General features: G+C 64.7%; 14 protein-coding genes. 6 read left to right on the top strand and 8 right to left on the bottom strand.

Annotation, left to right across the window (positions count from 1 at the left end; all coding sequences use genetic code 11):
• Positions 1-29: 29 nt before the first annotated feature.
• Genes AC1DPX_RS11535 through AC1DPX_RS11520 form a run of 4 tightly spaced genes read left to right on the top strand, consistent with a single transcriptional unit; the run spans position 30 to position 4,106 of the window.
• On the top strand, positions 30-1,577 hold the full coding sequence (locus AC1DPX_RS11535) for a sugar ABC transporter ATP-binding protein (protein WP_477236654.1): 1,548 nt from the start codon (positions 30-32) through the stop codon (positions 1,575-1,577).
• Positions 1,574-2,554, top strand: a complete 981-nt coding sequence (locus tag AC1DPX_RS11530) for an ABC transporter permease (RefSeq protein WP_202358969.1) — start codon at positions 1,574-1,576, stop codon at positions 2,552-2,554. The genes AC1DPX_RS11535 and AC1DPX_RS11530 overlap by 4 nt, the downstream gene beginning before the upstream one ends.
• A gap of 14 nt (positions 2,555-2,568) precedes the next feature.
• Entirely contained in the window at positions 2,569-3,555 is a 987-nt protein-coding gene (locus AC1DPX_RS11525) for an ABC transporter permease (RefSeq protein ID WP_477237491.1), read from the top strand.
• Between the two features lie 2 nt (positions 3,556-3,557).
• A complete protein-coding gene (locus AC1DPX_RS11520; protein WP_202358970.1) occupies positions 3,558-4,106 on the top strand; it encodes a gluconokinase in 549 nt (182 codons plus the stop codon).
• A gap of 82 nt (positions 4,107-4,188) precedes the next feature.
• Here AC1DPX_RS11520 and AC1DPX_RS11515 read toward each other — a convergent pair whose 3' ends face one another.
• Both AC1DPX_RS11515 and AC1DPX_RS11510 read right to left on the bottom strand, forming a co-directional pair.
• A complete protein-coding gene (locus AC1DPX_RS11515; RefSeq protein WP_010910348.1) occupies positions 4,189-4,638 on the bottom strand; it encodes an RrF2 family transcriptional regulator in 450 nt (149 codons plus the stop codon).
• A 248-nt stretch (positions 4,639-4,886) separates the two neighbouring features.
• Positions 4,887-5,873, bottom strand: coding sequence for a sulfate ABC transporter substrate-binding protein (locus AC1DPX_RS11510; RefSeq protein ID WP_202358971.1), 987 nt, complete (start codon positions 5,871-5,873; stop codon positions 4,887-4,889).
• Between the two features lie 222 nt (positions 5,874-6,095).
• On the opposite strand from AC1DPX_RS11510, the gene AC1DPX_RS11505 reads away from it, so the two are divergent.
• Positions 6,096-6,371: an antitoxin gene (locus AC1DPX_RS11505; RefSeq protein WP_477236652.1), complete on the top strand. Its 276-nt coding sequence runs from the start codon at positions 6,096-6,098 to the stop codon at positions 6,369-6,371.
• The gene (locus AC1DPX_RS11500) at positions 6,371-6,769 is read left to right on the top strand and encodes a PIN domain-containing protein (protein ID WP_477236651.1); all 399 of its coding nucleotides are present in this window, start codon (positions 6,371-6,373) and stop codon (positions 6,767-6,769) included. The genes AC1DPX_RS11505 and AC1DPX_RS11500 overlap by 1 nt, the downstream gene beginning before the upstream one ends.
• A gap of 14 nt (positions 6,770-6,783) precedes the next feature.
• On the opposite strand, the gene AC1DPX_RS11495 is transcribed toward AC1DPX_RS11500, so the two are convergent.
• The 6 genes from AC1DPX_RS11495 to pbpC all read right to left on the bottom strand — a co-directional run bounded on the left by AC1DPX_RS11495 (position 6,784) and on the right by pbpC (position 13,795).
• Positions 6,784-7,824 (bottom strand): sulfate/molybdate ABC transporter ATP-binding protein, encoded by a 1,041-nt coding sequence (locus AC1DPX_RS11495; RefSeq protein ID WP_010910344.1) that lies wholly within the window; start codon positions 7,822-7,824, stop codon positions 6,784-6,786.
• Between the two features lie 13 nt (positions 7,825-7,837).
• Positions 7,838-8,722: a sulfate ABC transporter permease subunit CysW gene (cysW, locus tag AC1DPX_RS11490; protein WP_477236649.1), complete on the bottom strand. Its 885-nt coding sequence runs from the start codon at positions 8,720-8,722 to the stop codon at positions 7,838-7,840.
• Positions 8,715-9,566: a sulfate ABC transporter permease subunit CysT gene (gene cysT, locus AC1DPX_RS11485; RefSeq protein ID WP_202358975.1), complete on the bottom strand. Its 852-nt coding sequence runs from the start codon at positions 9,564-9,566 to the stop codon at positions 8,715-8,717. Before cysT ends, cysW begins: the two co-directional genes overlap by 8 nt.
• Before the next feature lie 83 nt (positions 9,567-9,649).
• Positions 9,650-10,678, bottom strand: a complete 1,029-nt coding sequence (locus AC1DPX_RS11480) for a sulfate ABC transporter substrate-binding protein (protein WP_202358976.1) — start codon at positions 10,676-10,678, stop codon at positions 9,650-9,652.
• 209 nt (positions 10,679-10,887) lie between these two features.
• Positions 10,888-11,598 (bottom strand): M15 family metallopeptidase, encoded by a 711-nt coding sequence (locus AC1DPX_RS11475; RefSeq protein ID WP_477236647.1) that lies wholly within the window; start codon positions 11,596-11,598, stop codon positions 10,888-10,890.
• A gap of 106 nt (positions 11,599-11,704) precedes the next feature.
• Positions 11,705-13,795 carry a penicillin-binding protein 1C gene (pbpC, locus tag AC1DPX_RS11470; RefSeq protein ID WP_477236645.1) on the bottom strand — a complete coding sequence of 697 codons (2,091 nt, stop codon included), beginning with the start codon at positions 13,793-13,795 and terminating at the stop codon, positions 11,705-11,707.
• Positions 13,796-13,837 lie beyond the last annotated feature (42 nt).

Here is a 13,837-nt window from a genome sequence, read left to right as displayed (position 1 = left end):
CTGGTGATCAAAGCGCCCCGGGAGGGCCGATGGACAGTGCGGTTCCGCTCTTCCAGATGGAAGGCATATCCAAGCGCTATGGTGGCGTGCGAGCTCTGGAAAAGGCGGAGCTTGTCGTCACATCCGGCAGCATCCACGCCATCCTTGGCGAAAACGGCGCCGGCAAGTCGACGCTGATCAAGGTCATGGCCGGTGTCGTGGCGCCCGACGAGGGCCGCATGACGCTGGACGGCCGGGAGGCGACCTTCCTGTCGCCGGCCGCGGCCAACAAGGCCGGCATCGTCTGCATCTTCCAGGAGCTGTCGCTGGTTCCAGATCTCAGCGTCGCCGACAACATCGTCATATCAGATCCGCCCAAGCGCTTCGGTATGATCGACCGCAAGGCGCAACGGCGCATCGCGGAGGAGGCATTGGCGCGCGCAGGAGCTGCTGACATCCATCCGCTGGCGCTGGTCAAGGATCTTCCCCTTTCAAGAAGGCAGATGGTCGAGATCGCCAAGGCGCTGGCCAGAAAGCCGCGGATCCTGATCCTCGACGAGGCGACCTCGGCGCTGACGGCGGCTGATGTCTCCAAGATCTTTGGTGTCCTGAAACGGCTGCGCTCGGAAGGGTTGGCGCTGCTCTACATCTCGCACCGCATGAATGAGATCGCCGAACTCGCCGATCAGTGCACGGTGTTCCGCAACGGCCGCAATGTCGCCAGCTACAAGGCCGGTTCGAAGAGCGACAATGAGGTGGTCGAACTGATGATCGGCCGTGAATACAGTCACATCTTCCCGCCCAAGCCGACGTCCGTGCCGGCTGCAGCCGCACCCAGGCTCGAGGCCCGCAAGCTCTCGTGGACCGACCGGCTGCACAACATCTCGCTGACCGTCAGGGCAGGCGAGGTGGTCGGCCTCGGCGGTCTCGACGGCCAGGGCCAGCGCGAATTGCTGCTCGCCTTCTTCGGCGTGCTGCGCGGCCTTTCCGGCGAGGTGCTGATCGATGGCAAGCCGGTGGCGATCAAAAGTCCGGCGGCGGCCCGCGAGGATGCCATCGGCATGGCGCTCATCCCCGAAGACCGCAAGACCGAAGGCCTCATGCTGCCGATGACGGTGCGCGAGAACCTGTCCTTCGCCGCGCTCGACCGGCTGTCCCGGGGCGGCATCATCGACCGCGCCGCCGAGCAGCGGCTGATCGACGACATGGTCGGCCTGCTGGCGATCAAGACGGCAGGCCTCGACATTCCGGTCGGCGCGCTGTCGGGCGGCAACCAGCAGAAGGTGGTCATCGCCAAATGGCTGATGCGCCAGCCACGCATCATCCTGCTCAACGATCCGACGCGCGGCATCGATGTCGGCACCAAGCAGGAGCTCTACCAGCTGATGCGCAAGCTGGCGGACGCCGGTGCGGCGATCCTGTTCTATTCGACCGATTATGACGAGCTGATCGGCTGCTGCGACCGCGTGCTGGTGCTTTACGACGGCGCGGTCAAACGCGAACTGGTCGGCTCCGAGATCACCGAGCGGGCGCTGATTGCGAGCGCGCTCAACATCCATGGCGAGGAGAGCCCGGTGGGCCTGGGAGCAAGCGCGTGAAGGATTGGCGCTACTGGCTGGCAGAGCAACGCGGAACGCTGCTGGCGCTCGGCATCTTCATCGTCATGTTCATCATCTACACCTCGAACCACCCTGCCGGCTTCACCGCCAATGTGGTGCAGACGGCGGCGAACAAGGGCGTGCTGCTCGCCTTCGTGGCCATGGCGCAGACGCTGGTGGTGATCACCGCCGGCATCGACCTGTCAGTCGGCATGATCTTTCTCCTCACCAACTGCCTGGCCTCCTGGCTGGTGGTGGGCACGCCCATGCAGACGACGCTCGGCGTCATCGCCGTGCTGGCGGTCGGTCTCCTGTGCGGCGCCATCAACGGCGCCATCGTCATCTACGGCCGGCTGCAGCCGATCGTCGCCACCATCGCCACCGGGGCCGTCTATTACGGCATCGGCCTTTTGCTGCGGCCCTTCCCGGGCGGCTCGGTCAATGAAGATCTGGCCGATGCGATGACCGGGCGTGTCTTCGACGTCGTGCCGGCGAGCCTCGTCGTGCTGTTCGCCATCGTGCTGGTGATCTGGGTGCCTTTCAGCCGCTCGGTGCTTGGCCGCGCTGCCTATGCGGCGGGATCGTCGGAGACGGCGGCCTATATGTCGGGCGTTCCGATCAGGCGCGGCAAGTTCGCCGCCTACACGCTGGCCGGGCTGCTGGCCGCGATCGGCGGGCTGTTCCTGACCTTCTTCACCTATACGGGCGACGCGGCCTATGCCAGCGGCAACGCCTACACGCTGTTCTCGATCGCCGCCGTGGTGCTGGGCGGTGTCTCGCTGTTCGGCGGCAAGGGCAGCGCCATCGGCGCCATCTTCGGCGCGCTTGCCTTCCGCACCATCGGCGATTTGTTGTTCGTGTTCGATTTCGATCCGCTCTGGCAGCCTTTGTTCCAGGGCGTTATCCTGCTGATCGCGGTCAGCCTCGGCGCCTTCGCCCTGTTTCGGGTCCGCAACCGGCTGGAGTGGTTCCTGTGAGCGAAACGACGCCGATGGTTGGGAAGAGCGACGGCGGCATTGCCGGCCGCATGCCGAAATTCATCCGCCGCGCCGACCCGGCGGTGCTGACCGCCTTCGCCTGCATCGTGCTGTTGCTGTTCCTCGGCAGCCTCTATTCCAGAAGCTTCCTGTCGCCTGAATATCTGCTGCAGCAGCTGAAGGTCGCCTCGTTCCTCGGCGTCATCGCCACCGGCATGATGCTGGTCATCCTGCTTGGCCAGATCGATCTGTCGGTGCCTTGGTCGGTGGCGGCGGGCGCCATGATGGCTTGCGCCGCGGCGGCGTACGGTCCGGCCGGGGTGGCGCTCGCCATTCCGTTCGGCATCTTCTGCGGCGTGCTGATCGGCATCGTCAACGGCATCGGCGTCGCCTATCTGCGCATTCCCTCGATGATCATCACGCTCGCCACCAACGCCGTCGCGCAAGGGCTGATGGTGGTCTACACCGGCGGCTTCTCGCCCCAGGATTCGGCCACGGGCGCCATGCGTTACCTGGCCACAGGGTTCGCCATTCCGGGCGTGCCCAACGCCGTCATCATCTGGGCGCTGATCGGGGCCGCGATGGTCTTCGTGCTGACCCGCACCGGCTTCGGCCGCACCGTCTACGGCATCGGCAACCGCGAGCGCGCGGCCTATCTCTCGGGCATCGACACAAGGCGCGTGGTGATGATCGCCTTCGCCGTCTCGGGCGGGCTTTCGGCCTTCGGCGGCGTGCTTCTGGCCGGCTATGCCTCGAAGGCCGCGCAGTCGATGGGCGATGCCTATCTCCTGCCATCGATCGCCGCGGTGGTGCTTGGCGGCACCTCGATCCTCGGCGGGCGTGGGTCCTATCTCGGCACCGTCGCTGGCGTCATCCTGATCACGCTCTTGCAATCCATCCTGTCGGTCATGCAGATGCCGGAGGCGGGGCGGCAGATCATCTATGGCGTCGTCATTGTTGCGATGCTCCTGCTCTACGGCCGCGCGCCGGCAAGCCGCTGACGATGGACGGAGAAACAGTACAGGCGCCGGCGGGCGCTCCCGGCTCCGCGCCTCCGGCGATCGTGGTGATGGGCGTCGCCGGTTGCGGCAAGTCGGCTGTCGGCATCGCGCTGGCGGCCGCGCTGGATGCCGTCTTTATCGAAGGCGACAGGCTGCATCCGCCGGAGAATGTGGCGCGCATGGCGAGCGGCGAGCCGCTTACCGACCAGTTGCGCGAAGGCTGGCTCGATGCGATCGGGGAGCGTATCGCGGCGTCGGTCCGCGAAGGGCAGGGCGTGGTCGCGGCCTGCTCGGCGCTGAAGCGCAGCTATCGCGAACGCCTGCGCGGCTTTTGCCCGGACATCGTCTTCCTCTATCTGGAAATCGACCCGGCGACGGCGCGTCAGCGGGTCGCCAGCCGGAAGGGCCATTTCATGCCGGCAAGCCTGGTCGACAGCCAGTTCGCCATTCTCGAGCCGCCGGGGAAGGATGAGCGGGCGCTGACGATCGACGCGACGCGCCCTGTCGCGGATGTCCTCGCGGAAGCAATGCATCTGCTGACCGGGACATGAGCCGGCATCGTTGGCTGCCACGACATCGTCCTGCGCGATCATGGAATCTTACGATGACCAACGCCGCCCGCCGGCCGTCGATCTAGATCTGCGACGACAACTCGACCGGGAAATCGTCGTTGTCGGCATCGCGCATGGCGGCGAGGCTTCTGTTATCGAGCACCTCGGCGATAGCCTGGCGGACTTCCAGCATCATATGCCGGACCTGGCAGGTCGCCTCGTCGCAATCCTCGCAGCGCTGGTATTGCGTGCGGCTGGCGCACGGGATCGGCGCCAGCGGCCCGTCCAGCACGCGCACGACATGGCCGATCTTGATCTCGGAGGCCGGGCGGGCGAGGCGATAGCCGCCCTCCTTGCCCTTGCGGCTCTGGACGAAGCCTGCATTGCGCAATTCGCCCAGGATGGCGTCGAGGAATTTCTTCGGGATGTTGTTGGCGACCGCGATGTCGTTGACGAAGGCCAGTTGGCCAACCGGAAGACTGGAAAGATGCACGAGGGCCTTGAGGCCGTATTTGCCTTTTTTTGTCAGCATGCCCGAGTCAACCCGTTAAAGCCCCAACCACCCCGCATCTGGCGGCTGTTTGTGTGCAAATGATGACGGTTTCGCCACGCGGTGGCGTTTCGCGACACAAGACGCCAAGTGGCACGTTAGGCACAAACGCGTTGATTCTTTGTAACGTTTTGCCGGTAGGGCGTCGCATTCGCCCTGGCGGATGGCAAAAACGAAGAAAGCCGGCTTGTTGCCGGCTTTCCCGCATCTGTTCTTGCGTACTGTAGCCGTCAGCGGCTGCCATAGGCCTGGTCGAGCAGGCCGCCGGCGGCGAAATGCTCTTTCTGGATCTTGTCCCAGCCGCCGAAGACATCTTCCACTGTCAGCAGGCGCACCTCCGGGAAGTCGGCCTTGTGTTTGGCGGCGACGGCTGCGTCACGCACCCGGTTGCCGTTCTGGGCAAGTATTTCCTGGCCTTCCGGCGTGTAGAGGAAGTCGAGATAGGTCTTCGCCAGATCGCGCGTGCCGTGCTGGTCAGCGACCTTGTCGACGATCGCCACCGGGAATTCGGCGAGCAGGCTGACCGAGGGCGTGACCTGCTCGAACTTGTCGTCGCCATACTCCTTGCGGATGCCGCGCGTCTCGGATTCGAAGGTGATCAGCACGTCGCCGATCTCGCGCTGCACGAAGGTGGTGGTCGCCGCACGTCCGCCCGTGTCGAAGATCGGCACGTTGTTGAACAGCTTGGTGATGAACTCCTTCACCTTGGCGTCGTCGCCCTTGAAGGCCTCCTTGGCGTAGGCGGTGGCCGCCAGATAGGTGTAGCGCGCATTGCCTGAGGTTTTCGGATTGGGGAAGATCACCTGCACGTCGTCGCGCACCAGATCGTTCCAGTCCTTGATGTGCTTGGGGTTGCCGGCGCGGACGAGAAACGAAGGCAGCGAATAGAAGGGCGAGGCGTTGTCGGGAAAGTCCTTCTGCCAGTCGGCGGAGACGAGCCCTTTCTTGACCAGGAAATCGATGTCGGTGACCTGGTTGAAGGTGACGACATCGGCACCAAGGCCCTCGGCGATGGCGCGCGCCTGCGCCGAGGTGCCGGCATGCGACTGGTCGACGGTGACGCCTGGATGGCCGGCGACGAAGGCCTTGTTGACCTGGACGAACAGTTCGCGGCCGACGTCATAAGAGGCGTTGAGCAGCTTGTCGGCCGACCAGGCTTGGGAGGATGCGAGGACCAGGCCGGCAACAGTGGCAACGCCGAGGAAAAATCGCTTCATGAAAAAGGCTCCGGATGCAATGCGTTATGGCTCGACCATAGCCGTGGCGCAGGGGGCGGGGCGAGGTATGGGGGATGGCTCCGCGACCTTGCCACGAGAAAAGATATGGCCAACACTACGGTTCCTTAGAATTCTGTTCCAGACTTCGGCCTGCGTTTTGCTGTCGCTTGCCGGGAGCTGCTGTTTGGCATATACATATGGCATATACAAACGGAGGCAGTCATGCCCCAGCATCGCCACACAGCAACGCCGCCACCGAAGGAGGCGAAACTGTTCCGCAACAACCGCAGCCAGGCGGTGCGCATTCCTGTCGAATTCGAGCTCCCTGGCGACAAGGTTCTGATCAGCCGTGAAGGCGACCGCCTGATCATTGAGCCGGTCCGCAAACCCGGCCTTGCCGCGCTGCTCGCCCAATGGGCGAAAGAGGCGCCGCTTGGTCCTGAGGACGACTCTCCCGAGATCGACGATGCGCCTGTCGAAGCCGAGGACATTTTTTGATGCGGTTCATGCTGGATACGAACATCATCAGCGACATGATCCGGAACCCGGCTGGCAAGGCTGCCAGTGCAATGGTGCGCGAGGGAGACGCCGCTGTGTGTACCAGCATCGTCGTCGCCTCTGAATTGCGGTATGGCTGCGCCAGGAAAGGCTCGGCCAAGCTGCTCAAGAAGGTCGAGGACCTGCTGGCTGAAATCCCTGTCTTGCCGCTCGATGGGCCGGTGGACGCCGAGTACGGCGCGCTTCGCACCGAGCTGGAGGCCGTTGGCCAACCCATTGGCCACAATGACCTTTTCATTGCCGCTCACGCCTGCGTGTTAGGCGCCATTTTGGTGACGGCCAGCATCGGGGAGTTCACCCGGATACGGAAGCTGAAGGTCGAGAACTGGCTGGAATAGCGCCGACCTCGAGATCAGGCCGCCGGAAACAGCTTCCAACGCCCCGGGCGGAACGCCACCCGGCTTTTCTGCGCGGCGGGATGGCCGACCGGCAGCTCAATCTCGACCCGCTGGCGCTCGCCGCCGATTTCAAGCTCGACGCGCCGTGTTCCCGCGACGCGGCGGCTGGCGGCGACCGTGCCGGCGATGCAGCCGCTGCAGCCGTCGAGCAGTTCGACATCGTGCGGGCGGAAATAGAGCGTCGCCTCGCCCTCGGGCGCATGCGGCGCCGACAGCCCGATCGGGCGATCGGCGAGCCAGATCTCGCCATTCTCGACCTTGACGGGAAGCGAGCTCGATTCACCGATGAAGCCGTAGACGAAAGGCGAGTTCGGCGTGTCGTATATATCGTCGGCGGTGCCGACCTGCTCGATGCGGCCCTGGCTCATCACCACGACGCGGTCGGCAAGCTCCAGCGCCTCTTCCTGGTCATGGGTGACGAAGACGGTGGTGTGGCCGGTGCGGTCATGGATCTCGCGCAGCCAGCGGCGCAGTTCCCGGCGCACCTGAGCGTCGAGCGCACCGAACGGTTCGTCGAGCAGCAGCACCTTGGGTTCGATGGCCATGGCGCGCGCCAGCGCGACACGCTGCCGCTGGCCGCCCGAGAGCTGCGCCGGATAGCGTTTCTCCAACCCCGAAAGCTGGACGAGATCGAGAAGCTCGGAGGCGCGGCGGCGTATTTCCTGCGCCGGCGGCCGCGAGGACCCATGCCGGACTTTCAGGCCGAAGCCGATATTGTCGGCCACGGTCATGTGCCGGAACAGCGCATAATGCTGGAAGACGAAGCCGACATTGCGCTCCTGGATCGACTTCTGCGAAGCATCCTCGTCGCCGAAGAAGATCTTGCCGCGCGTCGGCCGCTCCAGCCCGGCGATCAGCCTGAGCAGCGTCGTCTTGCCGGAACCGGACGGCCCCAGCAAGGCGATCAGTTCGCCCGACTTGATGTCGAGCGACACGTCGTGGAGCGCCGGAAACCGCTCGAACTCCTTGCGCACATTGGCAACGCGAACTTCCATACAAATCCCTCTGTCAGTGTCCGCGCGTCGCGGCAAGCTCGGCGCCGTAGCGCATCTCGAGCAGTGTTTTCAAGACCAGCGTGACGAGCGCCAGCCCGGCAAGCAATGAGGCGACGGCAAAAGCGCCGACCGCGTTGTACTCGTTGTAGAGGATTTCGACATGCAGCGGCATGGTGTTGGTCAGGCCCCTGATATGGCCCGACACCACCGACACCGCGCCGAATTCGCCCATGGCGCGCGCGTTGCACAGCAGCACGCCGTAGAGCAGGCCCCATTTGACGTTGGGCAGCGTCACATACCAGAAGGTCTGCCAGCCATTGGCGCCGAGCGAAAGCGCTGCTTCCTCGTCGCCATTACCCTGTTCCTGCATCAGCGGGATCAGTTCGCGGGCGACGAAGGGGAAGGTGACGAAGACGGTGGCCAGCACAATGCCCGGCACGGCGAACAGGATCTGGATGCCGTGCCCCTTCAGCCAGTCGCCGAGCAAGCCTTGCGCGCCAAACAGCAGCACATAGACCAGGCCCGAGATGACCGGCGAGACCGAGAAGGGCAGGTCGATCAACGTGGTGAGAAACGCCTTGCCCTTGAATTCGAACTTGGCGATGGCCCAGGCGGCGGAAATGCCGAAGACGACATTGAGCGGCACCGAGATCGCTGCGACGAGCAGTGTCAGGTGGATGGCCGAGCGTGCGTCCGGCTCGCCCAGCGCCTGCGTATAGGCGCCTATGCCTTTTGCCAGCGCCTCATGGAAGACGATGATCAGCGGCAAAAGCAGGAAGACGCCGAGGAAGACGAAAGCAATGGCCATCAGCACGGCTTGCGCGGGCCGGCTTTCCGTCACCGCTGCCGAGCGGCTCTCATGGTACGGTTCGTAGGATTTGATTTCAGGGTCAGCCATAGCGCTTGCGGCTCCATGTCTGCACGAGATTGACGACCAGAAGCATGACGAAGGACAAGGCGAGCATGATCGCCGCGATCGCGGTCGCCGCCGGGTAGTTGTATTCCTCCAGCCGGATGACGATCAAAAGCGGTGCAATCTCCGATTTGTAAGGCAGGTTGCCGGCGATGAAGATGACCGAGCCGTATTCGCCGACGCCGCGGGCAAAGGCCAGCGAAAAGCCGGTGATGATGGCCGGCGCCAGGCCCGGAAACAGCACGCGGGTGATGATCTGGAAGCGGCTGGCGCCAAGCGTGGCCGCGGCTTCCTCCACCTCCTTGTCGATCTCCTCCATGATCGGCTGCACGGTGCGCACGACGAAGGGCAGGCCGATAAAGACCAGCGCGACGACGATGCCGAGCGGCGTATAGGCGACCTTGATGCCGAGCGGCATCAGCAATTTGCCGATCCATCCGTTCGGCGCATAGAGCGTGGTCAGCGCAATGCCGGCCACCGCGGTCGGCAGGGCGAAGGGCAGGTCGACCATGGCATCGACGATGCGACGGCCGGGAAAGCGGTAGCGCACCAGCACCCAGGCGACCAGTGTGCCGAAGACGACATTGACGGCCGCCGCGAGGAAGGCGGTGCCGAAGCTGATTTCCAGCGCGTTGATGGTGCGGCGGTCGCTGGCGATCGCCCAGAAGTCAGCCCAGCCGAGCGAGGCCGAGCGCCAGATCAGCCCGGACAGCGGAATGAGGATGATGAGGGTGAGGTAGGCAAGCGAGAAGCCGAGCGTCAATCCGAAACCCGGAATGACACTCGGCTGCCTGAATCGCCACCCCGCCTGCGCGGGTGCTGTGCTCATGGAATTCTGGATCGTCCCTTCTTACTCAACCAGATTGTCGCTGAAGAAGCCCATTCGCTGGCTTCTTCAGGCACTGCCCAACCTCACTGGGCCGGCTTGTAGATCTGGTCGAATATACCACCGTCGCCGAAATGATAAGGCTGGGCCTTCTTCCAGCCGCCGAAAAGCGGATCGTCGATGGAGATCAGCTTGATGTCGGGGGTCTTGGGCAGATCCGCCGGCGCCACCAGTTCAGGCTTGGCCGGGCGATAGTGGTTCTTGGCGATGATCGTCTGGCCTTCCTTGGAATAGAGCCAACCGAGATAGGCCTCGGCCACCTTGCGCGTGCCTTTGGCGTCGACATTGGCGTCGACGATGGCCACCGGCGGTTCGGCCAGGATCGATGTCGGCGGATAGACGATCTCGAAATTGTCGGCGCCGAATTCGTCGAGGGCCAGATAGGCGTCGTTTTCCCAGCCGATCAGCACGTCGCCGATGCCCTTTTGCGCGAAGGTGACGGTCGAGCCGCGCGCACCGGTGTCGAGAACCGGGGCATTGGCGTAGAGCTTGCCGACGAATTCCTTGGTCTTGGCCTCGTCGCCGCCGTCATTGGCGTTGGCGTAGGCCCAGGCCGCCAGATAGTTCCAGCGCGCGCCGCCGGAGGTCTTCGGGTTGGGCGTGATCACCTGGGTGCCGTCCTTGACGAGGTCGCTCCAGTCGTGGATGCCCTTGGGATTGCCCTTGCGGACCAGGAAGATGATGGTCGAGGTGTAAGGCGCTGAATTGTTTTCGAATTTCTTGCGCCAGTCGGGATTGATCTTCTTCGATTTCGAGACGATGGCGTTGATGTCACCCTCGAGCGCCAGCGTCACCACGTCGGCGTCAAGGCCGTCGATCACGGCACGCGCCTGGGCGCCCGATCCGCCATGGGACTGCTGGATGGTCACCGTCTCGCCGGTCTCGGCCTTCCAATGCGCTGCGAAAGCCTCGTCATAGGCCTTGTAGAGCTCACGCGTCGGATCGTAGGACACGTTGAGGATGGTGGTGTCGGCGAACGCGAAACCGAGCGTGCCGAACTGGACAGATGTGGCGACCAGTGCGCCGAGCAGTTTCCGGAAATGAGGTTTGGTCATTTCTGCCTCCGTTGAACCCGCGCCAAATCTAGCGAATTGATAGAAATTAGATGCATCGAATGTTGCCTTTTTTGCCCTCCTGAAGAAAATCTTCGATGATCTTCCGCTGCATGAGGAAATATTTTCCTCGCAGGTGCCAAGCGCGGATTCGAGGTCTATCTAGGGACGTGCGATGCCGAGGCAAGGTCGCTTGGGGCATGGTCCGGCCATTACTCGGCGCCCACCGGGAAATCGAAGCGCTGGGTGGGAAAGGGCTCATGCCCAAGGGTAAAATGCCACCATTCGCGCGCGTAATTCTTGAATCCGCCGGCACGCATGGCCTCGACAAGCAGCTTGCGGTTTGCTGTCGCTTCACTGCCGAGCGGGCGGTGCGCCGTCTCGCTCATCGGGTCGAAACAGTCGAAACCGGTGCCGAAGTCGAGCGTGTCGGCATCGCCGGCGCCGCAGGCCGGTTTGGCGACGGATGGGCGGTCGGCCCGCGCAATCGCGACGTCGACGGTCGAGCCGCGCGAATGGGTCGACAGTTCACCGACATAACCCTTGGCGATGAGGTCGCCACGCCGAACTCTGGGATACCATTGCGGATCGGACGGTCCGCCCTCTCGCGTCCAGTCTCCCATGTCGGCCACGGCGCGGGCGGGGCGGTAGCAGTCGAAGACGACCAGTATCAGGCCCTTCGCGGCGATTGCCTGCTGGACGCCGGCAAGAGCCCGCGCCGCCTGCAAGGTGAGAATGCAGACCGGTGCGTCGTAGCCATTCACCTTCCGGTGCAGGAAATTGCCCGCGCCGGCGTAGCGGATGTCCTGGCGGATCGACGGGGCGATATCGGCGAGGCGGACGAAACCGGCGGGGAGAGGGTCGGCATGTGCAGGGAGAGGGCTCGCGATTGCTAACGCAAGCGCTGTGAAGAATGCTCCCAACACAAGTCGGTGCGAGGCCCCACTCCCTGCCCTGCAGGCCAGAGAGGGAGGCCTCGCACCGAACCTCAGACGAAAAAGCGCAACACCCTGAATCGCTTGCCGCATCCTATTCGACGAACACTTTCACGCTGGCCGCGCGTCCCGCCGCGTCGATCACGGTCAGCGTCGAATAACCGGCGCCGTCCGGTTGCCAGGTCGCGGTGCGGCGGCGGTCGAGGCCGACCAGCGGCTTGCCGTTGGCCAGCCAGCGGAACGGCGCCCGGCCGCCTTGCAGTTTCAGCACCAGCGGCGTCGCGTCGGCGGAGTTGGTGGCAAGGTCGACGCGGGCGCCGTCCGGCGGGAAGATGATCGTCGGGGCCGGTTCGGTCGGTGTTGCCTGCACCAGGCCATCGGCGCCGGCGCCGAAGCGGGCAAGGGTCACCGGCAGGTCCTCGCGCTTGGGGGTGAAGGCGCCGGGCGGCTTGCCCGGCAGCGGCACGGTGGCGAGGCCCGAGCGGACAAAGCCCTCGAACAGGATCGGGGCGGCCGAGACATAGCCGGAGAGGCCCGGCACGGCGCTGGCGTCGGGGCGGCCGACCCAGACGCCCAGCACATAGCGCCCGTCGAAGCCGACCGACCAGGCGTCACGGTAGCCGTAGGAGGTGCCGGTCTTGTAGGCGATGCCGCGCTGCAAGGCGCCTTCCGGCGGTTTTACCCCGGAGAGGATGTCGATGATCTGCCAGTTCGCCTGGTCATTGAGGATGGTGGCGGTGGTGCGCTCCGCATTGGCCGGCTCGGTGCCGTCATGCAGCGTGTGCGTCTTGCCGCCATTGGCGAGCCCCGTATAGAGCTGGACGAGGTCGCGCAGCGTGACGCCGACGCCGCCAAGGCCGATGGCAAGGCCCGGCGCCTCGTTGACTGGCAGGATCGGGTTGACGCCGGCCTGGCGGAAGCGCGCGGTCAGCCGCGCCGGGCCGACCGCATCGAGCACGCGGATCGCCGGCACGTTGAGCGACAATTGCAGCGCCTGGCGGACGCTGACATCGCCCTGATAGCCCATGTCGAAATTCTTGGGCCGGTAGCCGCCGAAATCGACCGGGCTGTCCTCGATCAGCGTTTCCTGCGCCACCAACCCCTGTTCGAAGGCGAGGCCATAGATGAACGGTTTTAGCGTCGAGCCGGGCGAGCGCACGATCTTGGTCATGTCGATCCAGCCGGAACGGCTGGCGTCGAAGAAATTGGCCGAGCCGACTTCGCCCAGAATGTCGCCGGTGCGGGAATCTGCCAGTACCATGGCGACGGACAGGCGCGGCCCAAGCTTGGTGGCGGCATCGCGCGCCACCTGTTCCAGCCCTTCCTGGACGCTCTTGCGGATGGTCAGTTTGAGCGGCTGGCCGGGAACGGCCCTGGGCAGCATCGCATAGGCGGCATGCGGGGCAAGCGCCGGCAGAGTGCGGCGCAGGCCTGATACGTCGTCGAGGGCGGCGCGCGCGGCCTCGCGTTCGCCGATCAGGCCCGACGAGACCATGCGGGTCAGCACGCGGTCGCGGGCGGCGTGGGCGATTGCGAGGTTGCGGTCGGGCCGGCGTTTTTCCGGCAATTGGGGCAGCGCTACGAGCAGGGCGGCTTCCGAGACGGTGAGCCGCTTCGGCTCCTTGCCGAAATAGGCGAGCGAGGCGGCGCGTACGCCTTCGAGATTGCCGCCATAGGGCGCCAACGTCAGATAGCGCTCGAGGATCTCGCGTTTGGACAGCCGCCGCTCGATCTGGATGGCGCGCAGCATCTGCTTGATCTTGGAGCCGAGGCTGCGGCTTTCGCGCGGCTCGATCAGGCGGGCAAGCTGCATCGACAGGGTCGAGCCGCCGGAGACGATATGGCCGCTGGTGATAAGCTGGCCGGCGGCGCGGCCAAGCGCCAGCACGTCGACGCCCTGATGATCCCAGAAGCGCTTGTCCTCATAGGTCACCAGCATGTCGACGAACTGCTTGTCGACCTGGTCGAGCCGGGTTTCGAGCCGCCAGTAGCCATCCGGCGTGGCGAAGGCGCGCAACAGCTGGCCATCGCGGTCCTGGACTTCGGTCGAGACCGTGAGTTCCGCCGGCAGCGGCGGCGGGAAGGCGCGGTCGAGTTCCCACAAAGTGGCGGCGGAAACAGCCAAGAGACCCAGGCAGGAAGCTGCGGTTATGGCGGCGCGACGGAGGAATTTCTTGGAGAGCATGGCGCCGCCCCTCATCCGCCTGCCGGCACCTTCTCCCCGTAT

It is taken from the genome of Mesorhizobium sp. 01N446, assembly GCF_056399285.1.
This window is presented reverse-complemented; position numbering and strand designations above follow the sequence as displayed.

What these genes read in the sequence shown, in the direction of transcription:
- AC1DPX_RS11535 (WP_477236654.1), top strand. Translation starts at nt 30, where the DNA reads ATGGACAGTGCGGTTCCGCTCTTCCAGATGGAAGGCATATCCAAGCGC.
- AC1DPX_RS11525 (WP_477237491.1), top strand. Translation starts at nt 2,569, where the DNA reads ATGGTTGGGAAGAGCGACGGCGGCATTGCCGGCCGCATGCCGAAATTC.
- AC1DPX_RS11520 (WP_202358970.1), top strand. Translation starts at nt 3,558, where the DNA reads ATGGACGGAGAAACAGTACAGGCGCCGGCGGGCGCTCCCGGCTCCGCG.
- AC1DPX_RS11515 (WP_010910348.1), bottom strand. Translation starts at nt 4,638, where the DNA reads ATGCTGACAAAAAAAGGCAAATACGGCCTCAAGGCCCTCGTGCATCTT.
- AC1DPX_RS11510 (WP_202358971.1), bottom strand. Translation starts at nt 5,873, where the DNA reads ATGAAGCGATTTTTCCTCGGCGTTGCCACTGTTGCCGGCCTGGTCCTC.
- AC1DPX_RS11505 (WP_477236652.1), top strand. Translation starts at nt 6,096, where the DNA reads ATGCCCCAGCATCGCCACACAGCAACGCCGCCACCGAAGGAGGCGAAA.
- AC1DPX_RS11500 (WP_477236651.1), top strand. Translation starts at nt 6,371, where the DNA reads ATGCGGTTCATGCTGGATACGAACATCATCAGCGACATGATCCGGAAC.
- AC1DPX_RS11495 (WP_010910344.1), bottom strand. Translation starts at nt 7,824, where the DNA reads ATGGAAGTTCGCGTTGCCAATGTGCGCAAGGAGTTCGAGCGGTTTCCG.
- cysW (WP_477236649.1), bottom strand. Translation starts at nt 8,722, where the DNA reads ATGGCTGACCCTGAAATCAAATCCTACGAACCGTACCATGAGAGCCGC.
- cysT (WP_202358975.1), bottom strand. Translation starts at nt 9,566, where the DNA reads ATGAGCACAGCACCCGCGCAGGCGGGGTGGCGATTCAGGCAGCCGAGT.
- AC1DPX_RS11480 (WP_202358976.1), bottom strand. Translation starts at nt 10,678, where the DNA reads ATGACCAAACCTCATTTCCGGAAACTGCTCGGCGCACTGGTCGCCACA.
- pbpC (WP_477236645.1), bottom strand. Translation starts at nt 13,795, where the DNA reads ATGCTCTCCAAGAAATTCCTCCGTCGCGCCGCCATAACCGCAGCTTCC.